General features: G+C 55.7%; 24 protein-coding genes and 3 tRNA genes. 26 read left to right on the top strand and 1 reads right to left on the bottom strand.

Annotation, left to right across the window (positions count from 1 at the left end; all coding sequences use genetic code 11):
* Window positions 1-82 precede the first annotated feature (82 nt).
* The 20 genes from QQF33_RS15440 to sdiA all read left to right on the top strand — a co-directional run bounded on the left by QQF33_RS15440 (window position 83) and on the right by sdiA (window position 20,814).
* Entirely contained in the window at window positions 83-919 is an 837-nt protein-coding gene (locus tag QQF33_RS15440; protein WP_282495412.1) for a flagellin N-terminal helical domain-containing protein, read from the top strand.
* A 214-nt stretch (window positions 920-1,133) separates the two neighbouring features.
* Window positions 1,134-2,558, top strand: a complete 1,425-nt coding sequence (locus QQF33_RS15435) for a hypothetical protein (protein ID WP_285149421.1) — start codon at window positions 1,134-1,136, stop codon at window positions 2,556-2,558.
* Between the two features lie 47 nt (window positions 2,559-2,605).
* The gene (locus tag QQF33_RS15430; RefSeq protein ID WP_285158103.1) at window positions 2,606-5,956 is read left to right on the top strand and encodes an O-linked N-acetylglucosamine transferase family protein; all 3,351 of its coding nucleotides are present in this window, start codon (window positions 2,606-2,608) and stop codon (window positions 5,954-5,956) included.
* Between the two features lie 63 nt (window positions 5,957-6,019).
* The gene (locus QQF33_RS15425; protein WP_285158102.1) at window positions 6,020-7,180 is read left to right on the top strand and encodes a DegT/DnrJ/EryC1/StrS family aminotransferase; all 1,161 of its coding nucleotides are present in this window, start codon (window positions 6,020-6,022) and stop codon (window positions 7,178-7,180) included.
* Entirely contained in the window at window positions 7,177-7,815 is a 639-nt protein-coding gene (locus QQF33_RS15420) for an acetyltransferase (protein WP_282495416.1), read from the top strand. Before QQF33_RS15425 ends, QQF33_RS15420 begins: the two co-directional genes overlap by 4 nt.
* A gap of 24 nt (window positions 7,816-7,839) precedes the next feature.
* Window positions 7,840-8,079: an acyl carrier protein gene (locus tag QQF33_RS15415; RefSeq protein ID WP_285144190.1), complete on the top strand. Its 240-nt coding sequence runs from the start codon at window positions 7,840-7,842 to the stop codon at window positions 8,077-8,079.
* Between the two features lie 17 nt (window positions 8,080-8,096).
* Complete coding sequence (locus tag QQF33_RS15410; protein WP_285154917.1) at window positions 8,097-8,843, top strand: SDR family NAD(P)-dependent oxidoreductase; 747 nt, start codon at window positions 8,097-8,099, stop codon at window positions 8,841-8,843.
* A gap of 10 nt (window positions 8,844-8,853) precedes the next feature.
* The gene (locus tag QQF33_RS15405) at window positions 8,854-9,597 is read left to right on the top strand and encodes an SDR family NAD(P)-dependent oxidoreductase (protein WP_282495418.1); all 744 of its coding nucleotides are present in this window, start codon (window positions 8,854-8,856) and stop codon (window positions 9,595-9,597) included.
* Window positions 9,594-10,403, top strand: a complete 810-nt coding sequence (locus QQF33_RS15400) for a transketolase (protein WP_285144192.1) — start codon at window positions 9,594-9,596, stop codon at window positions 10,401-10,403. The genes QQF33_RS15405 and QQF33_RS15400 overlap by 4 nt, the downstream gene beginning before the upstream one ends.
* On the top strand, window positions 10,400-11,368 hold the full coding sequence (locus QQF33_RS15395; RefSeq protein ID WP_285158101.1) for a transketolase family protein: 969 nt from the start codon (window positions 10,400-10,402) through the stop codon (window positions 11,366-11,368). The genes QQF33_RS15400 and QQF33_RS15395 overlap by 4 nt, the downstream gene beginning before the upstream one ends.
* On the top strand, window positions 11,365-12,738 hold the full coding sequence (locus QQF33_RS15390) for an AMP-binding protein (RefSeq protein WP_285158100.1): 1,374 nt from the start codon (window positions 11,365-11,367) through the stop codon (window positions 12,736-12,738). The genes QQF33_RS15395 and QQF33_RS15390 overlap by 4 nt, the downstream gene beginning before the upstream one ends.
* Window positions 12,731-13,813: a LuxE/PaaK family acyltransferase gene (locus QQF33_RS15385; protein WP_285158099.1), complete on the top strand. Its 1,083-nt coding sequence runs from the start codon at window positions 12,731-12,733 to the stop codon at window positions 13,811-13,813. Before QQF33_RS15390 ends, QQF33_RS15385 begins: the two co-directional genes overlap by 8 nt.
* Window positions 13,797-15,002 carry an acyl-CoA reductase gene (locus QQF33_RS15380; RefSeq protein WP_285158098.1) on the top strand — a complete coding sequence of 402 codons (1,206 nt, stop codon included), beginning with the start codon at window positions 13,797-13,799 and terminating at the stop codon, window positions 15,000-15,002. Before QQF33_RS15385 ends, QQF33_RS15380 begins: the two co-directional genes overlap by 17 nt.
* A gap of 127 nt (window positions 15,003-15,129) precedes the next feature.
* The gene (locus QQF33_RS15375; protein ID WP_282495424.1) at window positions 15,130-15,849 is read left to right on the top strand and encodes an RNA polymerase sigma factor FliA; all 720 of its coding nucleotides are present in this window, start codon (window positions 15,130-15,132) and stop codon (window positions 15,847-15,849) included.
* 52 nt (window positions 15,850-15,901) lie between these two features.
* The gene (fliZ, locus tag QQF33_RS15370) at window positions 15,902-16,453 is read left to right on the top strand and encodes a flagella biosynthesis regulatory protein FliZ (protein WP_282495425.1); all 552 of its coding nucleotides are present in this window, start codon (window positions 15,902-15,904) and stop codon (window positions 16,451-16,453) included.
* An 84-nt stretch (window positions 16,454-16,537) separates the two neighbouring features.
* Complete coding sequence (tcyJ, locus tag QQF33_RS15365) at window positions 16,538-17,338, top strand: cystine ABC transporter substrate-binding protein (RefSeq protein ID WP_285158097.1); 801 nt, start codon at window positions 16,538-16,540, stop codon at window positions 17,336-17,338.
* A gap of 105 nt (window positions 17,339-17,443) precedes the next feature.
* Window positions 17,444-18,430 (top strand): D-cysteine desulfhydrase, encoded by a 987-nt coding sequence (dcyD, locus tag QQF33_RS15360; protein ID WP_285144198.1) that lies wholly within the window; start codon window positions 17,444-17,446, stop codon window positions 18,428-18,430.
* A 20-nt stretch (window positions 18,431-18,450) separates the two neighbouring features.
* On the top strand, window positions 18,451-19,119 hold the full coding sequence (tcyL, locus tag QQF33_RS15355) for a cystine ABC transporter permease (protein WP_095282452.1): 669 nt from the start codon (window positions 18,451-18,453) through the stop codon (window positions 19,117-19,119).
* Window positions 19,116-19,868 (top strand): L-cystine ABC transporter ATP-binding protein TcyN, encoded by a 753-nt coding sequence (gene tcyN, locus QQF33_RS15350; RefSeq protein WP_285144199.1) that lies wholly within the window; start codon window positions 19,116-19,118, stop codon window positions 19,866-19,868. The genes tcyL and tcyN overlap by 4 nt, the downstream gene beginning before the upstream one ends.
* A gap of 223 nt (window positions 19,869-20,091) precedes the next feature.
* Window positions 20,092-20,814 (top strand): transcriptional regulator SdiA, encoded by a 723-nt coding sequence (sdiA, locus tag QQF33_RS15345; protein ID WP_285149572.1) that lies wholly within the window; start codon window positions 20,092-20,094, stop codon window positions 20,812-20,814.
* A gap of 71 nt (window positions 20,815-20,885) precedes the next feature.
* On the opposite strand, the gene QQF33_RS15340 is transcribed toward sdiA, so the two are convergent.
* Complete coding sequence (locus tag QQF33_RS15340) at window positions 20,886-21,110, bottom strand: DUF2594 family protein (RefSeq protein ID WP_282495429.1); 225 nt, start codon at window positions 21,108-21,110, stop codon at window positions 20,886-20,888.
* Window positions 21,111-21,577: 467 nt separating this feature from the next.
* On the opposite strand from QQF33_RS15340, the gene uvrY reads away from it, so the two are divergent.
* The 6 genes from uvrY to QQF33_RS15310 all read left to right on the top strand — a co-directional run bounded on the left by uvrY (window position 21,578) and on the right by QQF33_RS15310 (window position 25,119).
* Entirely contained in the window at window positions 21,578-22,234 is a 657-nt protein-coding gene (uvrY, locus tag QQF33_RS15335) for a UvrY/SirA/GacA family response regulator transcription factor (protein WP_282495430.1), read from the top strand.
* Window positions 22,231-24,063 (top strand): excinuclease ABC subunit UvrC, encoded by a 1,833-nt coding sequence (uvrC, locus tag QQF33_RS15330; protein WP_285158096.1) that lies wholly within the window; start codon window positions 22,231-22,233, stop codon window positions 24,061-24,063. Before uvrY ends, uvrC begins: the two co-directional genes overlap by 4 nt.
* Window positions 24,064-24,119: 56 nt before the next feature.
* A complete protein-coding gene (gene pgsA / locus QQF33_RS15325; RefSeq protein ID WP_095282446.1) occupies window positions 24,120-24,668 on the top strand; it encodes a CDP-diacylglycerol--glycerol-3-phosphate 3-phosphatidyltransferase in 549 nt (182 codons plus the stop codon).
* Between the two features lie 150 nt (window positions 24,669-24,818).
* A tRNA-Gly gene (locus tag QQF33_RS15320) sits at window positions 24,819-24,894 on the top strand.
* A gap of 53 nt (window positions 24,895-24,947) precedes the next feature.
* Window positions 24,948-25,021 (top strand) — tRNA-Cys (locus QQF33_RS15315).
* A gap of 12 nt (window positions 25,022-25,033) precedes the next feature.
* Window positions 25,034-25,119 (top strand) — tRNA-Leu (locus QQF33_RS15310).
* Window positions 25,120-25,242: the final 123 nt, after the last annotated feature.

Raw genomic sequence — 25,242 nt, 5'->3', positions numbered from 1 at the left:
TGCCGTCGATAACTGTAATAACGGTGTGAGACGCCGTAAGTGACAGGCACCGACCCTGCAAACCTAACTAAGGAATTTAATCATGGCAGTTATCAATACCAACCTGTTGTCCCTGACGACTCAGAACAACCTGAACAAATCTCAGTCTTCTCTGGGCACCGCCATCGAGCGTCTTTCTTCTGGTCTGCGTATCAACAGCTCTAAAGACGATGCTGCTGGTCAGGCGATTGCTAACCGTATGACCTCTCAGGTTAAAGGCATGACTCAGGCGGCGCGTAACGCCAACGACGGTATCTCCCTGGTGCAGACCGCGGAAGGTAACCTGAACGAGATCAACACCAACTTACAGCGTATCCGTGAACTGGCCGTACAGGCAGCGAACGACACCAACGGCACGACTGACCTGGATTCCATCAACACGGAAATCACCCAGCGTCTGTCTGAAATTGACCGTATCGCTGGCGGCGCGAACTTCAACGGCAAAAACCTGCTGAACGGCTCTGTTTCTACCGCTCTGAAAATCCAGGTTGGCGCAGGTGTTTCTTCTAACGACACCATCGCAATTGACAGCTCTGCGCTGATCAACGCCACTTCCGGTACCCTGAGCAGCACCCTGAGCACCTCTATCGCAGGCAACTCCTCTGCGCAGACCGTGATCTCTGCTGCTGACGCCGCTATCGCGAAAATCGATACCGCACGTTCTAACATGGGTGCGATTCAGAACCGTTTCGAATCTACCATCAACAACCTGAACAACTCCATCAACAACCTGTCTGCGGCACAGTCCCGTATCCAGGATGCTGACTACGCGACCGAAGTTTCCAACATGTCCCGCTCGCAGATCCTGCAGCAGGCTGGTACTTCTGTGCTGTCTCAGGCGAACCAGGTTCCTCAGGCGATGCTGTCCCTGCTGCGTTAATTTCGCAAAATTCTTAAGAAAGGGTTGCTGGAAACAGCAGCCTTTTTTTTTGCCCCTGAAAGATGAATAACGTCAGCGACGCGCATTTCTAAACTCGAAAATAAGGCGCTGATTTAGGTTTTGTTCCCGCCATTATGGTTGCCCCCGCAGTGATAACCTTTCAACCTCTGCAGAATCGGTTAAAAAACGCATTATCACAGGTTAATACATCACTATGACAACTTACGCTCGCACCAGAGCCATGCACCAATATTATCGGGATGTATTCACCCGTGAAATCTATCTGCCTGAAGCCGATGCCCTGCCAGCCCATATCGTGGTGGAGATCCTCAACTACGCCAACGCCGATCTTCGTTCGCTGGAAGGCATGCTGAACGCGGCGGAAACCGAGTTAGATCCCGATCAGGATCGCGCTATCAAGCTGATGATGAGCGCGGTCGCGCTGGCGAACGGCGCCTTTGATAGCCGCTCGGACGGGCAGCAAGTGCCACTGTCAGCCGAAACCATCGCGCTGATCACAAGCCAGGTCGTTGAGGCGATGCAGCTTTCAAACAGTGTCCATTTCCTGGTCGCCTCCATTCAGATCCTGTTCCGCGTCAACGAAATTGACTCGGTGCTGTTCCTGATCACCAACAACCTTTCAACACTCAGCGAAATCCCGAGCGTGCTGAAAATCCTGCTGCTCATCTGTCTGATGGAAGAGGATTACAACCAGGCGCTGGTGATTGTTCAGCAGCTCACGGCGAATGCCGACCTGATTGGCGAAGATCGCATGACGCTGATCATGGTGGTGTGCAGCATCTATAAGCTCGGCGGTTTCCCGGATTCATTTATCGACTTCCGCCCGCTGAGTTTACCCGCGCCGAAGCTCGATGCGTCGCGCTACGAATGGCTTATCGCCCCAGAAGATAACGGTAAAACCACGGTGATGGTGGCCTGTGACAAGGGTTACTACTATCAGCACGCCGTCGCGCTGCTGCTCTCGATTTATGAGACTAACGGCAGCGATCTGAACGTCCATTTCCATATCTATAACTGCGATGCGGAGATGATTTCGCATCTGCAGGGGCTGGGTAAGACGCTGCCGGGGCTGAATCTGTCGCTCAGCAGCGAATACTTTGCCGCGGTCCAGGCCGTGAATGTGCACTACGCCTGCCGCCGCTTTATCTTCCTGAGCCACGCGCTTGAGAAAATTAACGGGCCGATCATGGTCCTGGATGCCGACTGCCTGGTGAGAAAATCCTGGGCTGAAGTGAAAGCGCGCTACCAGGATAACGAACTGATCGTCTCGCACCACGACGGTCTGCCCCTGTGGGAGCAGATCCCGGCCGGATTCGTCTATACCCGCGGCGGCGCGATCTCGAAAAAATACTTCGCCGCTGTCGGCCACTTTATCGACGTCAACCTGGCAAGCGAGAAGGCCGAGTGGTTCCTCGATCAAATTGCGCTCTCATTCTCCGTCGATGCCTTAACGCCCGTTGAGCAAATGAGCATTGGCCGCGAGCCGACGGCGGAACTGATCGACATTAAGCACTCCGATAACGCTTTTAGCTGGGTGGTGACCACCAGCAAAAATGCGGCGGGGCGCTATCAGGATTACAAAAAGCAGCTGTGCAGCAAATATCTGCCTGACGCGTGATGCTCCGGCAAGGAACGTTTTAATTTTCTCATTTGGATAAGCTTATCGTGACACGCGTTTACTCTGCTATCAGCCAGACTCCCGTCGCTCTTCATGCAGCGGCCTCGCTCTATCATGCTTCGAGCGTCACGCCCGACCAGGCGCGAATTCTGGAGCTGGGCTGTGGTGATGGGGAAGGGCTGGTGGCGAACGCGCTGGCCTGGCCAGAGAGTGTGGCGATCGGTGTTGATGTCCATGAAGAAGAGATCGTCCTCGGCCAGGCAAAGATTGCGCAATTTTCGCTGACCAACCTTGAGCTCCACCATGCCGGGCTGGCGGATCTGCTCGCTTCCGATTTAGGGGAGTTCGACTACATCGTGCTGCGAGGACTCTTCTCGCTGATGGGCGGCGACGAGCGTATCGCGCTGCTCTCCTGGTGCCAGTCACACCTTTCATCCCAGGGGGTGATTGCCCTTCACTGGCCGGTGTTACCTGGCGCGCAGGAGAGCAAAACCTTACAGGATGCGCTCAGTTTTCACGCCGGAAACGCAGCGGATATCGACGCGCAGATCGACTCCGCGCGCGGGATGCTCAGCTATCTGGCGATGACCCTGCCGGAAGGCAGCTTAAAAGATCAGGTCACCCGCGCAGAAAAAAGCAACGATCTGACGCTGGCATTGCGCTATCTCAGTCACAGCCATCAGGGCGACTACTTTGTCGATTTTCAGCAGGTTATCGCTGATGCTGGCCTGAGCTATCTCGGCGACGCCGTTCCGCAGAGCGAGACGGCGAGCTTCTACGGCACCAAAGTGGCGCAGATGCATGGCCTGATCAGCCGCGGCAGCACGCGCGCCAACAGCCAGCAGTATCTCGATTTTGCCACCGGCCGGAGCGAGCGTTTCAGCCTGCTGATCCACCCGACGACGGTCTCTTTTGCCGAGGAGCCAGACCTCGAATCCATCGAACATCTGCACTGGGGGGGCTGCTTCAAGCGCCAGACCAACGGCAGCGGGGTGATGGCCAACGGGCATATCGGCCAGGACGGCACGCCGCTCAGAACAGACAATAAAACCACGCTGCAGATCCTCGATGTGCTGTCCGAAGTCTGGCCGTTAAGCCTGAGCTTCGAGCAGCTGCTTTTCCACTGCCGTTTCCCGGAAGAGACCACCCGCGATCATCGCGCTGATCTGGTTTCATCCCTGCAGGATCTGCTGTCAAACGCCATCAGCGGGCTGATGATCTCCGCCGTACCGTCCGCGTATAACCTGGCGACCAACGACGTTTTGCGTCCCATCGTCCCTGTCTCCGAGGCCGCGTTCGCCGATAATCGCGATATCACGCTGCAAAACTACTGGGGCCAGCCCGTCACGCTCAGCCTTGAAGAGTGGTCGTTTGCGACGGATGCGCAGCAGTGGTGGGGCGCAGCCAACTGGCCGCGCTTTTGCGCGCTGCGGGATAAAGGGCTGTTAACCGGCTCGATCGCCGCCTGGCGCAACGCCCTGCAAGAATTCATGAAATCTGACGATCTGGCGGTGATCAAACAGGTCTATATCGGCCTGCTGATGTTCAGCTGCGAGCGTAAATACGGCGGATTTTCCCTCACGCCGGATCTGCAGCAGACCCCCGTCGGCAGCGATGAGCAGTACGATAGCCTGTACGATGAGGTCAATGCCCTGATCCAGCAGGGGCGGCATAAACAAGCCCGCGACCGGGTGGCGGATTTACTCAAAGACGACCCGGACAACGTGCATTTGCTGCGCTGTCAGGCCCGCTCCAGCCTGCTGATGGAGCAGTGGCAACCGTCGCTGCTCATCAGTAGCCGCCTGCTGGGACACTATTCCATGCACTGGGATAGCTATTACGATCTGGCGACGGCGCTGTTTAAAATCGACGAGCTGCTCGAAGCGCGCAAGCTGCTGCGGGCCTTGTTGCGTATTGACGATCAAAACGCGAACTGCTGGAACCTGCTGGCGTGCCTGTTCCATTCCCGACGCGAGATGGCGGTTGCCGAGAAGTGTGCGCGGCAGGCGATCCGTCTGGCAGCGGACGTGCCGTATTTCCTGAGTATCATGGGGATTATCCTCAGCGATAACCAAAAAATACCCGATGCGCGCTATTTCCTTGAGAAATCCCTGTCGCTGAAAGGCGATGATTTAAACACCTTCACCAGCCTGCTGTTTGTCCTGAGCCATGATGTCAGTTTGTCGCCCGCCGACCTGTTTTCTGTCCATCAGAAATATGGCCGCCAGGTGAACGAGATGTGCCAGTCCCAGCAGGTGGCGATTCACCATGCGGGCAGCAAAGATCCGCAGCGTAAGCTGCGCGTTGGCTTTGTCTCGGGCGATCTCCGTAACCATCCGGTCAGCAATTTCTTCCTGCCGTTCTGGGACAACCTGAACCGCGAGCACTTCGATCTTATCGGCTACAGCACCATTGATAAAACCGATGAGGTGAGCGAGCACTATGCCCGCACGTCAGCTATCTGGCGCATGGCGACGGAGTACAGCGACGCGGAGCTGGCGAAGCAGATTGCCGAAGATCAGATTGATATTCTGGTCGACCTGTCGGGCCACACTACGGGAACCCGTCTGCCGGTCTTTGGCTTTAAACCTGCGCCGGTGCAGATGACCTGGATTGGTTATCCTGGAACGTCAGGCCTGGATCAGATGGACTATCGCATCACCACGCCGGGGCTGGGTAAGCCTGGCGAAATGGACGATCAGTACACTGAAAAACTGCTCTACATGCCGCTGCGCAGCTTCTTTGCCCCGAGCGAACTCAGCCCGGAGGTCAACCCGCTGCCGGCGCTCAGCAATGGCTACTTCACCTACGGCAGCTTCAACCGTCCGAAGAAACTGAACAATGAGGTCTTCGCCCTGTGGGCGCAGATCATGTCGCGTAACCCGACCGCGAAGCTGCTGATTGGCTTTATGGACGATGACGAGATGATTGCCCGTTATCGCAAGAAGCTCTGCGCGCTGGGCGTGCTGGAGTCGCAGCTGATTTTCCGCAAAACAACCGATCTCGAAACCTACCTGCGCATGCATCATGAAGTGGATCTGATGCTGGACTCCTTCCCGTATACCGGTGGCACGACAACCAGCCACGGCGTCTGGATGGGCGTTCCGACGCTGAGTATTGCCGGGGCGACCACCGCGTCGCGCCAGGGGGTGGAGATCATGCACATCTACGGTCTGCAGCCGTTCGTCGCCACCAGCCAGCAAGATTACGTCGAGCGCGCCGTTGGCTGGCAAAACCGTCTTCAGGAGCTGAACGACTGGCGCCAGAGTATGCGCAAAAACATGCCGCTGAAGCAGGATGGCTTTGACGTGGCCGCACCGCTGGAAAAAGCGCTGCGCAAGGCGTGGGAGATTTACTGCTCCGGGCAACCGGCACAGAGTTTTACGGTAGAAGAGTAGGGCGGTTCGTGGCGGCGTAAGCCGTCCGCGAGGGCAAACACAGGTTTATTTTGAAGGTGCGTTATGAAAAACAATGTCTACGTCACGAGCCCGCTGCTTCCGCCGCTCGAGGAGTTTATTCCTTACCTGGAGCAAATCTGGGAAAACAAGTTTTTAACTAACGGCGGTCAGTTTCACCAGCAGCTGGAAAAAGCGCTGGCGGAATATCTCGGCGTGGAGCATCTGTGTTTGTTCTCCAACGGCACGCTCGCGCTGCTGACGGCGCTGCAGGCGCTGCGCATCACCGGGGAAGTGATCACTACGCCGTACTCGTTTGTCGCCACTTCCCACTCGCTGCTGTGGAACGGCCTGACGCCGGTGTTTGCGGATATCGATCCGGTGACCTGCAATATCGATCCGGCGAAGATCGAACAGCTGATTACTCCGGCTACGTCCGCCATCCTGCCGGTCCACTGCTACGGCATTCCGTGCGACGTGGACGGCATCCAGAAGATCGCCGATGCCTGGGGCTTAAAGGTGATTTACGATGCGGCCCACGCGTTTGGCGTCAAAAAAGATGGACAGAGCGTGCTGAACTGCGGCGATCTGTCGATTCTGAGCTTCCACGCTACCAAGGTGTTTAACACCTTTGAAGGCGGGGCGATTATCTGCCCGGATGCGCGCATGAAGCAGCGCATCGACTACCTGAAAAACTTCGGTTTCGCCGGGGAGACCACCGTGGTGGCACCGGGGATCAACGCCAAAATGAACGAAGTGCAGGCCGCGTTTGGCCTGGTGCAGCTCCAGCATATTGACGGCGCCCTGGATGCCCGTCGCGCCATCTACGAGCGCTACTGTGAACTGCTGAGCGACATCGACGGGATTGAGTCCTTCAGCGCGCCGGACAATGTGGAGTGGAATCACGCCTACTACCCGGTGCTGGTGAACGAGAGCTATCCCCTTAGCCGCGACCAGCTCTATGACGTGCTGAAAGAAGAGAATATCTACTCACGTCGCTACTTCTACCCGCTGATCAGCTCGTTTTCCATGTACCGGCATCTGCCTTCCGCCAGCCCGCAAAACCTGCCTGTCGCGGAAGGTATCTCGCAGAAAATTCTCTGCCTGCCGATTTTCCCGGATCTGAGCGAAAGCGATCAGGATCGCGTGGTGGCGATGATTCGCCAGTACAGCGCCGCGTCGGCGAATCAGCCGCTGGTGGCGCAGGTTGACGGAGAAGTGGCATGAAACTGGGTATTTACGGCGCAGGCGGCCTGGGGCGCGAAGTGTTAGTCCTGGCGCAGCAGCTCAACCAATCTTCCCGCTGGGAAGAGATCTTTTTTATCGATGACGTCACTGACGAAAACGTGGTCTCGGGCGTGCCGGTCCATCGTTTTGCCCTGCTGGATCATCAGTGCACCGAAGTGGTGATTGCGATTGGTGAACCGGCCGCGCGGCAGAAACTGGCCGAGAAAGTGCTCGCCAGAACCAGCCTGACGACGCTGATCCATCCTTCGGTCTTTATTCCGCCGGGGACGCACATTGGCGCCGGGGCGATTATCTGCGACCACGCCTTTATCTCCTGCGATGTCGACATTGGGGAAAACACCCTGATTCAGCCGCACGCCAGCGTCGGGCACGATACCCGCGTGGGACCGCACTCTGTGGTCTCCAGCAACGTGACACTCGCCGGACACTGTCTGGTGGGCAAACGTGTGTTTATCGGTATGAACGTGGCAGTGAAAGAAAAAACCACCCTCGGCGCTGACGTTATCGTCGGGATGGGCAGTGCGGTGTTCAGCGATATTGCTGAAGAGTCCGTGGCCCTCGGGAATCCTGCTCGCGTGATGCGCAAAAATGAGCAAAAGAAAGTTTTTAAGTAATTGTTTTGTCTGGAGCTATTCGAAATGACTAATTTAATAAAGTACAACACGATTTTTGTCGAAACCTTTGAGATCACTGAAGACATCCTGCCTGGCTACAAATATCAGGACACCCCTTCCTGGGACTCCGTCGGTCATATGAGCATGATTGCGGCGCTGGAAGAGACCTTCGACATCATGCTGGACACCGAAGACATTATTGATTTCTCCTCCTGGGAAAAAGGGAAAGAGATCCTCAAAAAATATGATGTTGAAGTCGCCTGATTAAAGGAGGGGTGAGCATGTTACTGGCCGGGAAAACTGCCGTTGTGACGGGATGCCTGCAGGGAATAGGGAAGGCGACGCTGGTCGCCTTTGCCCGCCAGGGTGCGAACCTGTTTGCCTGCGTTCAGCAGGAGGATGAGGATTTTTTAACCTTTATTCGTGACCTGAGCGCAGAGCACGGCGTATCCATTACGCCGGTGAGCTTTGATTTGCTCGACGACGCGTCGATCAAACAAGCCGCGATGACCATTCAAAAAGCGAAACAGCCGATTGATATCCTGGTGAACGTGGCGGGCGTGACGCTGGATGCGCTGTTCCCGATGGTCACGCTCGATCAGCTGCAAAAAACCTTCACCATTAATTTCTTCTCGCAGATGGTGTTTACCCAGTACATGACCCGTCTGATGCTGCGCAATAAGCGCGGCAGCGTGATTAACATCGCCAGTATTTCCGGACTCGACGGCAATGTGGGGCAGCTCTCTTATTCCGCCTCCAAGGCGGCGATGATCGCGGCCACCAAAACATTGTCTGCCGAGCTGGGGCCGCAGGGCATCCGCGTGAATGCGGTGGCGCCCGGCGTGATCCAGACCGCGATGACGGAAAACCTGCCGCAGGCGGTGGTGAATGAAAAAATGGCGGCGGCCGCTATTCCGCGCCTGGGTCTGGCAGAAGAGGTGGCGAATACCCTCTGCTGGTTAGCGTCTGATGCGGCGGCTTACGTCACCGGTCAGGTTATCCGCGTCGACGGCGGGATTGGGCACTAAGGGGCTGACTATGCTGTTGAAAGATAAAAATGTCATTATTACCGGCTGCAAGCGCGGGATTGGTCGGGCGATGGTCGAGGCGTTTGCGTCTAATGGCGCCAATATTTACGCCCACGCCCGCAGCGCTGACGACGATTTTTTGACGGATATGGCCCAGACTGCCGCCCGTCACGGGGTGCAAATCTGGCCGCTCTGTTTTGATCTCACCGATTCGGCGGCAATGAAGCTGGCGGTCAAACAGCTGATGAGCGACAAACGCCCGCTGCACGGCCTGGTGAACAACGCCGGGATTACCCTCAACGCCCTGTTCCAGATGACCACCGAGCAGGCATTGCGTCAGCAGTTTGAAGTCAATTTCTTCTCACTGTTCAACTTCACGCAATCCGTCTCCAAGCTGATGGCGCGCCAGAAGCAGGGGAGTATTGTCAATATCGCCTCGACGGCCGCGCAGGATGGCAACGCCGGGAAATCGGCGTATGGCGCATCCAAGGCGGCGGTGATCGCCCTGACGGAATCCATTGCCACCGAACTGGGTGAAACCGGGATCCGTGCGAACTGCATCGCGCCAGGGATCACCGATACGGATATGCTGGAAACCCTTCCGGCTGCCATTATCGAAGCGACGCGCAATCAGACCGATCTGCGCCGTCTGGGCAATCCGTCCAACATCGCCGATGCGGCGGTGTTTTTAGTCTCCGATCTGGCGAGCTACATTACCGGCCAGACGCTGCGCGTGGACGGCGGTTTACGATGAGTCGCGTCGCTGAACTGCAGGCAGCCGCCCGTCAGATCCGCCGCTCGATGATCGACGTCGCGTTCAATGCGCCCGTTGACGGCGTGCATCTTGGCTCGGCGCTGTCGATGGTAGAGATCGCCACCGTCCTGTATGGATCAGTGATGCGTTATTCGGCGGACAGTATGGCGAGCCAGGAGCGCGACCGCTTTTTACTGAGCAAGGGTCATGCCGCCCTTGCGCTCTATACCACGCTGCACCACTACGGCGTGTTGAGCGCGGAACAGCTGGCGACCTTCGATCACAGCGGCTCGCTTTTCCCGGCGCTGACGCCGATGAATCCGGCCCTCGGCATTGATTTCGCCGGTGGCTCTCTGGGGCTTGGCGTGGGCTTTGCCAGCGGGATCGCCTGGCATCAGCGTCTGAAACAGCAGCCGTGGCACAGCTACGTCGTGCTGGGTGATGGGGAATGCAATGAAGGCTCCATCTGGGAGAGCGCGATGTTTGCCGCGCACCACGGGTTAGATAACCTGACGGCAATTGTCGATGTGAACGGCTTCCAGTCGGACATCGCCTGCGAACAAACCCTCAGAATGAATTTCCCGGCCCTGTGGCAGGCCTGCGGCTGGCATGTCGAAACTTGCGACGGCCATGATATCGCGGCGCTCCAGCAGGCTTTCGCTGCACCTTCCCACGGCAAACCGAAAGCGGTGATTGCCGCTACCGTGAAAGGGAAAGGGATCTCCTTTATGGAACACAACAACGCGTTTCACCGCGCGAAACTCTCTGCGGCGCAGCGCCTTGCCGCCCTGGAGGAGCTGGTATGAATATCTCCGTCTCTCCGGCAGAGGTCCGGGCCTGGTCGATGATGGGCACGCGCGGCACCTTTGGTGTGACGCTCCTGAATCTCGCCCAGCAGAACCCCGATATCGTGGGGCTGACCGCAGATCTGGGGATTACCTCGGGCATGGAGCGTTTCAGCCATACCTTCCCCGAGCGCTATATTAACGTCGGTATTGCCGAGCAAAATCTGATTGGCGTGGCGGCAGGCATTGCCTCCCAGGGCAGCATTCCGTTTGCCACCACCTTCGCCAACTTCGCAGCACTGCGTTCCTGCGAGCAGATGCGCCATTACATGGGCTATCTGCAGGGCAATATTAAAGTGGTTGGGCTGGCCTCCGGGTTTGCGATGGGGATGTTTGGCACCACCCATTACGGGATTGAAGACATCGCCACGCTGCGCTCGATAGCCAATCTCACCATCCTGTCACCTGCGGATGCGACGGCGACGGCACTGCTGACGCTCGCGGCGGTTGAACATACCGGGCCGGTCTATCTGCGCCTGACAGGCGGAATGCGCACGCCAATCGTCTATCGCGACGCGCAGGCATTCACCCCTGGCAAAGCCAACCTGCTTCGCGAAGGCTCTGACGTGGCGCTGGTGGCGACGGGGAGCATGGTTTCAGCCTCGCTGAAAGCGGCGGAGATCCTCGCCGAGCGCGGGATCAGCTGCAGCGTTACCGATATGTTCACCATCAAGCCGCTGGATACGGAAGCGTTAAAAAATCAGTTCGGCTGCAAAATGATGGTGAGTCTTGAAGAGCATAGCGTCATTGGCGGACTGGGCAGCGCCGTTGCCGAGTTTCTGGTGACCCAGCCACAGGCGCCGCGTCTGCTAACCATTGGCATACCGCAGGGCTACGGCCCGGCGGGCGAGTATCAGTGGATGCTCGAGCAAAACGGCCTGACCGGGGCGCAGATTGCGGGCACGATCCTGGAGAACCTGTCATGACGCCATTCTGGCAGCTGTCGGCTGACAGTGATGCGGTGGCCGTGATCGACGACCAGAACATCGCGCTCACCTATCGCGAGCTGGCGCACTCGGTCGCGGCACTTGCCGAAACATTGCCAGCCCGCGCGCTGGTTTTTTGTTTATGCGATAACAGCCCCGGCGCGCTGGTGGGCTATCTCGCCTGCCTGAACGCCCGCGCGGTTCCGCTGATGCTGGATAAAACTATCGCCCCTGAACTCCTGCAACAGCTGCTCGATATCTATCGACCCGGCTTTATCTGGCAGCAGGGTGCTGAGGGCTATGCGCTTGAGGATTTACAGCAGCCAGCGCCGGAGATGGATGACTCCCTGGCCTTGCTGATTGCCACCTCCGGCTCGACCGGCAGCCCAAAACTGGTGCGTCAGAGCTATCAAAACCTGCTCTCGAACACCCGCAGCATCATTGATTATCTTGGCATCGACCGTCACGAGCGGGCGCTCGCCTGGCTGCCGATGAACTACGTCTACGGACTGTCGATTATCAACACCCATCTGGCGCAAGGTGCCACGCTGCTGCTGACCAACAGCGGCCCGGTGCAGCCGGGGTTCTGGCGTTTTGTGAAACAACATTCAGCCACCTCGCTCTCCGGCGTGCCTTACAGCTGGGAAATACTGAAAAAACTGCGCTTTACCCGCATGGATCTCCCGTCGCTGAAAACCCTGACCCAGGCCGGAGGCAAACTGCGCCCGGAGCTGCACAGCGAGCTGGCGGCGTGGGCTCTTGATAAAGGGTTACGCTTTTTCGTCATGTACGGTGCATCAGAAGCCACCTCGCGGATGGGCTATTTGCCTCCCGAGCTGGCGGCAGATCATCCGGGCGTGATGGGAAGGGCGATCCCGGGTGGCCGGTTTGCCCTTGAGGACGAAACTGGCGCAGAAATCACCGCCGCCGGTGAGCGCGGTGAGCTTGTCTATTATGGCGAGAACGTGACCCTCGGGTACGCCACCTGTCGTGCAGATTTGGCCAAAGGCGACGAGCACCGCGGGCGTCTGGCGACCGGGGATATGGCCAGCCGTAATGAGGCCGGGCTTTACACCATCGTCGGGCGTAAAACGCGCTTTCTGAAAGTCTTCGGCAACCGCGTCGGGCTGGATGAACTTGAGCATCTGGTGGTGAATGCATTCCCCTCTACCGAGTGTGTGGCGGTCGGGCGCGACGACAACGTGCAGGTGTTTATTACCGATGCGCATCAGGCAGAAGCGGTCAAAAGCTATCTGGCGAAAACCTGCCAGCTGCACCACTCCGCATTCAGGGTGACGGGCATCGAGGCGATCCCGAAAAACCCGGCGGGGAAAACCTTATACCGTCAGCTGGAGGCATTGTGTGACTGAATTTGATGCCTGGCTCGAACATGGGCCTTACGCCTTAAAGCGCGACGAAAAACGCCAGCATCTGCTGGCGCGCATGCGCAGGCTGACGGAACACCATCAGCAGAATTGCGAGCCTTACCGCAATATGCTGCAGGGGCTGGGCTGCGACGTGACCCGGCTGAATCAGCTTGAAGACGTGCCGTTTTTGCCCGTTTCGCTGTTCAAAACTCTGTCCCTACAAAGCGTGCCGGAAGAAGAGGTGGTCAAAACCATGACCTCTTCAGGCACCACGGGGCAGCAGGTTTCGCGTATTTTCCTCGATAAAATGACCGCGGCGCGCCAGCAGAAAACGCTGGTGCGCATTGTGAGCCATTTTACCGGCGCAGGGCGATTGCCGATGCTGATCCTCGACACCCCGGCGGTGATGAAAGATCGCAACATGTTTTCCGCGCGTGGGGCGGGCATTCTCGGATTTTCGATGTTCGGCTCTGAGCGCTGCTGGGCGTTAACGGAATCCATGGGTCTGGATGTGGAAGGCATCAGTGCGTTCCTGGAGCGTCATCAGGGGAAACCCATTCTGCTGTTTGGTTTTACCTTTATGGTCTGGCAGCATTTTTACCAGGCGTTAAAGGCCAGCGGCAAGTCTCTCAACTTAGAGAACGGGATCCTGATCCACGGCGGCGGCTGGAAAAAACTCCAGTCGCAGGCGGTTTCCGCCGCAGAGTTTGCCGATGCGCTGCACAGCGTGTGTGGCATTAATAACATCTCTGACTATTACGGCATGGTGGAACAGACCGGCTGCATTTATATGCAGTGCGAGCAGGGCCATCTCCATGCCAGTATTTTCTCCGATGTGATCGTCCGCGATCCGCGCACGCTTTCTCCGTGCCCGCCGGGTCAACCCGGTATTATCCAGGTCCTGTCGACGATCCCGGAGTCCTATCCGGGGCATTCGCTGTTAACTGAAGATGATGGGATGATCCTCGGAGAAGATGATTGTCCGTGCGGCAGGGCAGGGAAGTATTTCCGTATTCTTGGCCGACTGAAAAATGCAGAAATAAGAGGATGCAGTGACACCTATGCCGCAGAGTTTTGAATCGTTACGCTTCCGGGTGGGTGACGGGCAGGTCCTGGCGCAGATGCCCGAGGCAAAGCCGCGTATGCCCTTTGATCCTGAAGTCATGGCATTCCTGCAGACCTTCTCGAAAATAGTACTGGCAATGCCGCAGGCGCGTCCGCACAGCGATGTGATCTCACTCGCATTCTGGTGTCGAAAAGCGGCGCTGGAGAAAATGAAACAGCGGCTACAGTATAAAGAGCATCTGTTGGGCCGGGGCGTTGCGTTTCATATTGCGCCGTCGAATGTGGCAGTCAATTTTGCTTACTCGCTGTTTGCCGGATTACTCACCGGAAATGCCAATGTTGTGCGCCTGCCGTCAAAAATGTTTGTGCAGGTCGATATTATTTGTGAGGCGCTTAATCAGGCGCTGCAACAACATGTTGCGATACGTGAATTGATTTGTCTGGTGCAATACGGGCATGAGCGCGAAATTAATAACGCGCTGTCAGCACTGTCTCAGTCACGTTTAATTTGGGGCGGCGATAAAACCATTGCCTTAATTCGCCAGTCGCCGCTTTCCCCTCGCGCTGTCGATGTGGCCTTTGCGGATCGCTATTCCATTGCCATTATTCATGCCGATGAATATCTCGCCGCCGACAATAAACAACGCATCGCCCAAAACTTTTTTAACGATACCCTGTTAACCGATCAGCTGGCGTGTACCTCGCCAAAAGTGGTGGTGTGGCTGGGAGAACGAAAAGCCGAGGCGCGCGCGCAGTTTTGGGCGCATTTTGAAACTTACCTGCAAGACAGGCCTGATCCCGAAGCCGTTTCGGTGGTGAAAACTCTCGCCGATTATTGCCAACTGGCGGCACAAAACCCGGCGTTAAAATATATTCCGTCAGAGACGCGACATATTTTCCGGGTAGAGGCAGAAGCGGTAAGTCAGGAGATGCTGGACACTCATCACGGGAATGGACTCTTTTATGAGTGGCTGGTGAATGACATCAGTGAAATTATGTCTATCTGCGGGGAAAAATGTCAGACTGTTGCGACATTCGGCGTATCAAGAAATAATATTGAGGCGTTTATTGTTAACCATGCCCCTAAAGGCGTTGACCGAATAGTTTCTTTTGGTGAAACCATGGAGTTTTCACTGCACTGGGACGGCTATGATCTGCTAAAAACATTAACGCGGACAATCACTTTGTCGCCTGACTATTAGTCGGGCGGCCCCCGTTTTCGCATTACCCCCCAAATAACCCCCGATTTCACCCACTATTCATCCGATTAAAACCCCTCCAGAATTGGATAATCATGCCGATAACTCAATTAACGCAGGGCTGTTTATCGTGAATTCACTCTATACCGCTGATGGTGTAATGGATAAACACTCGCTGTGGCAGCGTTATGTCCCGCTGGTGCGTCATGAAGCGTTGCGCCTCCAGGTGCGATTGCCGGCGAGTGTGGAACTGGACGACCTGCTACAGGCGGGCGGTATCGGGTTACTGAATGCAGTGGACCGGTACGACGCTCTGCAAGGAACGGCATTTACGACTTACGCAGTACAGCGTATTCGGGGTGCGATGCTGGACGAACTGCGCAGCCGTGACTGGGTGCCACGTAGTGTTCGCCGCAATGCCCGCGAAGTGGCACATGCAATAGGACAGCTGGAACAGGAACTGGGACGTAACGCGACGGAAACTGAAGTGGCGGAACGTCTTGGCATTGCTGTGGCAGATTATCGCCAGATGTTGCTCGATACCAATAACAGCCAGCTCTTCTCTTATGACGAGTGGCGTGAAGAGCATGGCGATAGCATCGAGCTGGTGACTGATGAAAATCAGCAACAAAACCCGTTACACCATTTACTGGAAGGTAATTTGCGCTCGCGCGTGATGGAAGCGATTGAAGCGTTACCGGAACGTGAGCAGCTGGTGTTAACCCTCTATTACCAGGAAGAGCTGAATCTGAAGGAGATCGGCGCGGTACTGGAAGTCGGGGAGTCGCGGGTGAGCCAATTGCATAGTCAGGCCATCAAACGCTTACGGACCAAACTGGGTAAGTTATAGGCGATGAACGCCCGAAAAGTGCCGCACAACGTATTGACAACCAGGAGTTATCATGACGGTGCAGCAATCTAAAAGACGGCCTTTAAGCCGCTACCTAAAAGACTTTAAACACAGCCAGACGCATTGCGCCCACTGCAATAAGTTGCTCGACCGTATCACGCTGGTTCGTCGCGGCGAAATCGTGAATAAGATCGCGATCTCTCGTCTCGACACCCTGATGGATGAATCCGCGTGGCAGGCAGAGCAGCAGGAGTGGGTGGCACTCTGTCGATTCTGTGGCGATCTGCATTGCAAAGAGCAAAGCGATTTCTTCGACATCATCGGCTTTAAACAATTCCTGTTTGAGCAAACTGAGATGAGCCACGGCACCGTGCGCGAATATGTGGTTCGCCTGCGTCGTCTGGGCCAGCATCTGACACAGCAAAACATCTCCCGCGATCTGCTGGACACCGGTTATCTGGATGAGAATCTGGAGCCGTGGTTGCCTGCAACCAGCACCAACAACTATCGCATCGCCCTGCGTAAGTACGCGCAATATAAAGCGCAAATGCCGGGCGTGATGAAGCAGAAAGTCTACGCCGGAACAACTTCTGATATATATTAAAATTGAATAAGATGTAGCGGACTCGTGTTTGACGTTATAAACGAAAGCCCTACACTACTCAAAAACCACTATATCGGGGTCACTATGAAATTAGCACTTCTGGGTCGTCAGGCGCTGATGGGCGTCATGGCTGTTGCGCTGGTCGCAGGGATAAGCGCGAAAACCTTCGCCGCTGAAAATCTGCTGAATAAAGTGAAAGAACGCGGCACGCTGCTGGTGGGACTGGAAGGCACTTATCCGCCATTCAGTTTCCAGGGCGATGACGGCAAGCTGACCGGTTTCGAGGTCGAGTTTGCTGAAGAGCTGGCAAAACATCTGGGCGTGAAAGCCTCGCTGAAACCGACCAAATGGGACGGGATGCTCGCCTCGCTGGATTCCAAACGTATCGACGTGGTCATCAACCAGGTGACCATCTCTGACGAGCGTAAAAAGAAATATGATTTCTCTACGCCGTACACCGTCTCCGGTATTCAGGCGCTGGTGAAGAAGGGCAACGAAGGCACGATTAAATCTGCTGCCGATCTGAAAGGCAAAAAAGTGGGTGTGGGTCTTGGCACTAACTATGAAGAGTGGCTGCGCCAGAACGTACAGGGCGTGGATATTCGTACCTATGATGATGACCCGACCAAATATCAGGATCTGCGTGTAGGCCGTATCGATGCGATCCTGGTTGACCGTCTGGCCGCGCTGGATCTGGTGAAGAAAACCAAAGACACCCTGGCCGTGGCCGGTGATGCCTTCTCCCGTCAGGAAGCCGGTGTGGCTATCCGCAAGGATAACCAGGACCTGGTCAAAGCGATCGACGATGCGATTGCTGAGATGCAAAAAGACGGCAGCCTCAAGGCGCTCTCCGAGAAGTGGTTCGGGGCAGACGTCACCAAGTAAGTCTTTCCCTGAAAAAAAGGCGCTTTTAAAAGCGCCTTTTTCATTTCTGTCGCGACTGCGTGCATAATAAAAATAATAAACAAAAACAGCGTTACCGGAGGATCCATGTCACTGCAAAATTTAACCCGCTTTCCGCGCCTCGAGTTTATCGGCGCGCCCACGCCCCTGGAGTATTTACCGCGTTTTTCTGACTATTTAGGGCGCGATATTTTTATCAAGCGTGACGACGTGACCCCAATGGCGATGGGCGGGAACAAGCTGCGCAAGCTGGAGTTCCTCGCCGCTGACGCGCTGCGTGAAGGCGCTGATACGCTGATCACCGCCGGTGCGATCCAGTCCAACCACGTGCGCCAGACGGCGGCGGTGGCGGCGAAGCTCGGCCTGAACTGCGTGGCGCTGCTGGAGAACCCGATCGGCACGCGCGCGGAAAACTATCTCAGCAACGGCAACCGCCTGCTGCTGGATCTCTTTAACGTGCAGATTGAGATGTGCGACGCCTTAACCGATCCGGCGGCGCAGCTGGAAGAGCTGGCGACGCGCGTCGAAGCCCAGGGTTTTCGTCCGTATGTCATTCCGGTCGGCGGCTCGAACGCGCTGGGTGCGCTGGGCTACGTCGAAAGTGCGCTGGAGATCGCTCAGCAGTGTGAAGGGGCGGTGAGTCTCTCGTCTGTGGTGGTGGCCTCCGGCAGCGCCGGAACGCACGCCGGGCTGGCGGTTGGGCTTGAGCAGCTGATGCCGGAGGTGGAGCTGATTGGCGTCACTGTGTCCCGCAGCGTCGCGGATCAGAAGCCGAAAGTGGTGACTTTGCAGCAGGCGGTTGCGCAGCAGCTGGAAGTGCAGGCGAAGTCGGACATTTTGCTGTGGGATGACTATTTCGCGCCGGGCTACGGCACACCGAACGAAGAAGGGCAGGAGGCGATCAAACTGCTGGCGCGTCTGGAAGGCATTCTGCTCGATCCGGTTTACACCGGTAAAGCGATGGCGGGGCTGATCGACGGCATTACCCAGAAACGCTTTAAGGATGAAGGGCCGATTCTGTTCGTTCACACCGGCGGAGCGCCTGCGTTGTTTGCCTATCATCCTCACGTCTGAATCACGGGTCGAAAATAATAATGCAAGAAAGTATTCAACTGGTTATTGATTCCCTGCCGTACCTGCTGAAAGGGGCGGTGTTTACGCTGCAGCTCAGCCTGGGCGGGATGTTCTTTGGGCTGGTGCTGGGCTTTATCCTCGCATTGATGCGCATGTCGCCGATCCTGCCGGTACGCTGGCTGGCGCGGTTTTACATCTCGATATTTCGCGGTACGCCGCTGATCGCTCAGCTGTTTATGATCTACTACGGCCTGCCGCAGTTTGGCATCGAGCTGGATCCGATCCCGGCGGCGATGATTGGTCTGTCGCTCAACACCGCGGCGTATACCTCTGAGACCCTGCGGGCGGCGATCTCCTCGATTGATAAGGGGCAGTGGGAAGCGGCGGCCAGCATCGGCATGACGCCGTGGCAAACTCTGCGCCGCGCCATTCTGCCGCAGGCGGCACGGGTGGCGCTCCCGCCGCTCAGCAACAGCTTCATCAGCCTGGTGAAAGACACGTCGCTGGCGGCAACGATCCAGGTGCCGGAACTGTTCCGTCAGGCGCAGCTTATCACCTCGCGCACGCTGGAAGTGTTCACCATGTATCTGGCGGCGTCGCTGATTTACTGGGTGATGGCGACGGTGCTTTCCGCCCTGCAAAACTATTTTGAAAACCAGCTTAACCGCCAGGAGCGAGATCCGAAATGAGTGCTATCGACGTCAAAAACCTGGTCAAAAAATTCCACGGGCAGACGGTGCTGCACGGCATCGATCTGGAAGTGCAAGAGGGCGAAGTGGTGGCGATTATCGGGCCGAGCGGCTCCGGGAAAACCACGCTCCTGCGCAGCATTAATTTGCTCGAGCAGCCCGAGGGCGGAACCATTCGCGTCGGGGATATCACCATTGATACCGGGAAGTCCATCGGGCAGCAGAAGGGGCTGATCCGCCGTCTGCGCCAGCACGTGGGCTTTGTCTTCCAGAGCTTTAATCTCTTCCCGCACCGTACGGTGCTGGAGAACATTATTGAAGGGCCGGTCATCGTAAAAGGTGAGCCGAAGGAGGAAGCGACCGCGCGCGCGCGGGAGCTGCTGGCGAAGGTGGGGCTTTCGGGGAAAGAGACCAGCTATCCGCGCCGTCTGTCGGGCGGACAACAGCAGCGTGTGGCGATCGCCCGCGCACTGGCGATGCGCCCGGACGTGATCCTCTTCGATGAGCCGACCTCGGCGCTGGACCCGGAGCTGGTGGGCGAAGTGCTGAACACCATCCGCCAGCTGGCGCAGGAGAAACGCACGCTGGTGATCGTTACCCACGAGATGAGCTTTGCCCGTGACGTTGCCGACAGGGCGATTTTCATGGACCAGGGGCGCATCGTGGAGCAGGGCCCGGCAAAAGAATTGTTTACCCATCCGCAACACCCGCGCACGCGTCAGTTCCTCGACAAATTCCTGACGCAGTAATCTTATCTGCGCTGATTTGCTCCAGAAAGACGTTCTGGAGCAAATCATTCTCCAGTTCTGCGGTTTTTTAGATGGTTATATTCTAAATATCAACACTTAAAGGGCGGGAAATGAAAGCTATTCTCACCTGGGGCGATATTTTATACATATAAATAAGATTTATGTGTTAGGTTATATTCACCATAATAATGATTATCTTTTTCAGGGGCTTCATTCAGTAAGTATGAGGGATACAGACTTTTTTACATGGCGGCGGAATTGCTTCCTCCGTTTCCAGGAGATGGGAACGGCCGACGAGGTTTATCACGAACTTCAGCAGCAAACACAGGCTCTCGAATTCGATTATTACTCACTCTGTGTGCGTCATCCGGTGCCGTTTACCCGTCCAAAAATTACGGTTCATTCCAGCTATCCGGCTGAATGGATGTCGCAATATCAGGCAGAGAATTATTTCGCGATTGATCCGGTATTAAAGCGGGAGAATTTCATTCAGGGTCATCTGCCCTGGACGGATGCATTATTCGCTGAGGCGCAACCTTTGTGGGACGGCGCGCGCGACCACGGCATTCGTAAGGGGATCTCGCAATGTTTAATGTTGCCGAATCACGCGCTCGGTTTTCTCTCCGTTTCCCGCACCAGCCAGTTTGGCAAAATGATGGACAGCGATGAAATAGAGCTGCGTCTGCAGATGTTAGTGCAAATGGCGCTGACCACGTTGCTGCGATTTGAACATGAAATGGTGATGCCGCCGGAGATGAAATTCAGCAAACGCGAGAAGGAAATTCTGAAGTGGACGGCAGAGGGGAAAACGTCGGCTGAAATCGCGATTATATTGTCGATCTCAGAGAATACGGTGAACTTCCATCAGAAGAATATGCAGAAGAAATTTAATGCGCCGAATAAGACGCAGATTGCCTGCTATGCGGCGGCAACCGGATTCATCTGACAACACTCTTACTGTTCTGCGTGCCAGACACGAAAACGGCTGAATGCAATCGCATCCAGCCGTTTCTTTTTTTACTGGCGGTAAGCTTGTTTAATTTGCTTAACCGTACCGGCAAATACATCTGCCTGGCTCTGATCTTCCATTTGGGCGATCTGTTTTTCCATCTTAATGATCACACGACCCGCGTCGGCCTGGCCCATCGCCTGCAGCATCAGAGTCAGTAGCGCTTTCAGACAGGATACTTCCTGCGCCAGTTCTTGGTTATTTTCGGCGGTGGCGAATTCAGGTGTGCTCATGGTTATTCCTCAGGACAAAACGGCGCTTGAGCGCGACGATGAAAGTTATGGCGGCGGAGTATACCACAAGCCGGAGGAAAAAAAGCAGTGGTTATTTTTTGTACATTTTTAGACTTTGTTTATTTGGGTAAACTATCATTAAGTGTAATCGCAATAATGTTTTAACATTCCTTAATTGTTTATGGCTGGTGTGCATCTTGTTAATTATTGTTACAAAAATATAAGTGCGACGCTGTGCCAGGACCTGGGCAGTCTTTCGTAACTTTTTGAATACAGAAGCTTAAAAATAACGACGATCCGACTTTTTAAATGGGATTCCCTTTCCACTTGCTGTACAGGCTAATTTCCAAAAACGAGAAGGAAATCGAATGGCGCACTTTTTAGCGTTTTAAAGTTGGGATGAAAACCGTTAATATAAGCCAAATTAGTAGTCAGTAGCGTTATCCCTATTTCTGGAGACATTTCCTTTGATCAACGTTCTTCTTGTTGATGACCACGAACTCGTGCGCGCAGGGATACGACGCATACTTGAAGATATAAAGGGTATTAAAGTCGCCGGTGAAGTTTGCTGCGGCGAAGACGCCGTGAAGTGGTGTCGTACTCACACAGCCGACGTAGTACTGATGGACATGAACATGCCCGGCATTGGTGGGCTCGAAGCCACGCGTAAAATTGCGCGCGCCTACGTTGATACCAAAGTCATCATGCTGACCGTCCACACGGAAAACCCGCTGCCCGCAAAAGTCATGCAGGCCGGAGCCGCCGGTTATCTCACCAAAGGCGCAGCGCCACAGGAAGTGGTCAATGCGATTCGCTCCGTTTTCGCCGGTCAGCGCTATATCGCCTCGGATATTGCTCAACAGATGGCGTTAAGCCAGATTGAACCGGAAAAAACCGGATCGCCATTTGCCAGTTTGTCTGAGCGTGAATTGCAGATTATGCTGATGATCACCAAAGGCCAAAAGGTGAATGAGATTTCTGAGCAGCTGAATCTCAGCCCGAAAACGGTGAACAGCTACCGCTACCGTATGTTCAGTAAACTGAACATTCATGGCGATGTCGAACTCACTCACCTGGCCATTCGACATGGTCTGTGCAATGCAGAGACCCTAACCAGTCAGTGAGTGCTGTGTTCGATTCAAAATCTTTCCTGAAAACCGTCACCAGCCAGCCAGGCGTCTACCGGATGTATGACGCTGGCGGTACGGTTATCTATGTTGGCAAAGCCAAAGACCTGAAAAAGCGTCTTTCCAGTTATTTCCGCGCCAATCTGGCCTCCCGTAAGACGGAAGCGCTGGTGGCACTGATCCAGCAAATCGACGTCACCGTGACCCACACGGAAACGGAAGCGCTGCTGCTGGAACACAACTACATCAAGCTCTATCAGCCGCGCTATAACGTGCTGCTGCGCGACGATAAATCGTATCCGTTCATTTTCCTCAGCAGCGACACTCACCCGCGCCTCGCCACCCATCGCGGGGCGAAACATACGAAAGGGGAGTACTTCGGCCCGTTCCCGAACGGTTATGCCGTGCGTGAAACCCTGGCGCTGCTGCAAAAAATCTTCCCGGTGCGCCAGTGCGAGAACAGCGTTTATCGCAACCGCTCGCGCCCGTGTCTGCAATATCAGATTGGCCGCTGCCTCGGCCCGTGCGTCGCGGGGCTGGTGAGTGAAGAAGAGTACGCCCAGCAGGTCGACTACGTGCGCCTGTTCCTCGCCGGAAAAGACGATCAGGTGTTAACCCAGCTGATTGCGCGCATGGAAAAAGCCAGCCAGGCGCTGGCGTTTGAAGAGGCCGCGCGTATTCGCGATCAAATCCAGGCGGTACGCCGCGTCACGGAAAAACAGTTTGTCTCAAATACCGGTGACGATCTGGACGTGATAGGCGTCTCCTTTGATTCCGGCATGGCCTGCGTCCACGTCCTGTTTATCCGCCAGGGCAAAGTGCTGGGCAGCCGCAGCTACTTCCCGAAAGTACCGGGCGGCACAGAGCTTGGCGAAGTGGTGGAAACTTTCGTCGGCCAGTTCTATTTGCAGGGCAGCCAGATGCGCACCTTGCCGTCGGAGATCCTGCTCGACTTTAATCTGCATGATAAAACCCTGCTGGCGGACTCGCTGTCCGAGCTGGCGGGGCGACGCGTCAACGTTCAGACCAAACCGCGCGGCGATCGCGCACGTTATCTGAAGCTGGCGCGCACCAACGCGGCGACGGCGCTGACGACCAAACTCTCTCAGCAATCGACGGTAAATCAGCGTCTGGTGGCGCTGGCGGCGGTGCTGAAACTGCCGGAAGTGAAGCGGATGGAGTGTTTCGACATCAGCCACACCATGGGCGAACAGACCGTTGCCTCCTGCGTGGTGTTCGACGCCAACGGCCCCGTGCGTGCGGAGTATCGCCGCTACAATATCACCGGCATTACGCCGGGCGATGACTACGCGGCGATGAACCAGGTGCTGCGTCGTCGCTACGGTAAAGCCATCGAAGAGAGCAAAATCCCGGACGTGATCCTCATCGACGGCGGGAAAGGGCAGCTCGGTCAGGCGAAAACGGTTTTCGCTGAACTTGATGTGCCGTGGGACAAGCATCATCCGATTCTGCTCGGCGTGGCGAAAGGGACCGATCGTAAAGCCGGTCTGGAGACGCTGTTTTTTGAGCCGGAAGGGGAAGGGTTCAACTTGCCGCCGGATTCTCCCGCGCTGCACGTGATCCAGCATATTCGCGATGAGTCGCACGACCACGCGATTGGCGGGCACCGTAAAAAACGGGCGAAGGTCAAAAACACCAGTACCCTTGAGACCATTGAGGGCGTTGGGCCAAAACGCCGACAAATGTTGTTGAAATACATGGGCGGATTGCAAGGATTACTCAACGCCAGCGTGGAGGAAATTGCAAAAGTGCCGGGTATTTCGCAAGGGCTGGCAGAAAAGATCTACTACTCGTTGAAACATTGAGGGCTCTGTAGCAACATAGAGCTAAATTTTACTGACAACAGACAGTTACCGTCACTATGCGATTTAACATCCCTACGTTGCTCACGCTTTTTCGCGTCGTACTTATCCCGTTCTTTGTGCTGGCTTTTTACATGCCATTCACCTGGGCTCCTTTTGTATGTGCGCTGATCTTCCTTGTGGCCGCGGTGACCGACTGGTTTGATGGCTATCTGGCGCGTCGCTGGAACCAGAGTACGCGTTTCGGTGCCTTCCTCGATCCTGTTGCCGATAAAGTGATGGTCGCCATTGCGATGGTGCTGGTGGCAGAGCATTACCACACCTGGTGGGTCACGCTGCCGGCGGCGACGATGATTGGCCGAGAAATTATTATCTCCGCCCTGCGCGAGTGGATGGCGGAGCTGGGTAAACGCAGCAGCGTGGCGGTCTCCTGGATTGGTAAAGTCAAAACCACGGCGCAGATGGCGTCTCTGGTGTGGATGCTGTGGCGTCCGAACGCCTGGGTAGAGTGGGCGGGAATCGGCCTGCTGTGGGTCGCTGCGGTGCTGACCCTGTGGTCAATGCTGCAATACCTGAACGCCTCACGCGGCGATCTGCTTGATCAGTGATCGTTTCGGCGTAATTTTCAGCAAACGATCCAGGGAAGCAAAATTAACGTTGACTCAAATCGTCATATAAGTAGAATGCAACGCATCGAACGGCGGCACAGTCAGCCGGACGATAATGAAATCAAGTGATTACAAATAACTTGATGACATGCGGGAATAGCTCAGTTGGTAGAGCACGACCTTGCCAAGGTCGGGGTCGCGAGTTCGAGTCTCGTTTCCCGCTCCAAATTTAAGCATCGGCAGTTTGCGGGTGCAGGTCGGAAGACCACAAAGATTTAAGGCGCGTTAGCAAAGCGGTTATGTAGCGGATTGCAAATCCGTCTAGTCCGGTTCGACTCCGGAACGCGCCTCCAATTTCTTCCCGAGCCCGGATGGTGGAATCGGTAGACACAAGGGATTTAAAATCCCTCGGCCATAGGCTGTACGAGTTCAAGTCTCGTTCCGGGTACCATGGGAAAACAAGAATAATCAAAGCAATAAGCAGTGTCGTGAAACCACCCTCGGGTGGTTTTTTTGTTTTTATTTCTCCCCCGTTTCCACTCTTCTCATCCTCACTTATTCATTTCAACGCTTA

It is taken from the genome of Lelliottia wanjuensis (genome assembly GCF_030238365.1).
In the GTDB taxonomy this organism is placed as follows: domain Bacteria; phylum Pseudomonadota; class Gammaproteobacteria; order Enterobacterales; family Enterobacteriaceae; genus Enterobacter; species Enterobacter wanjuensis.
This window is presented reverse-complemented; position numbering and strand designations above follow the sequence as displayed.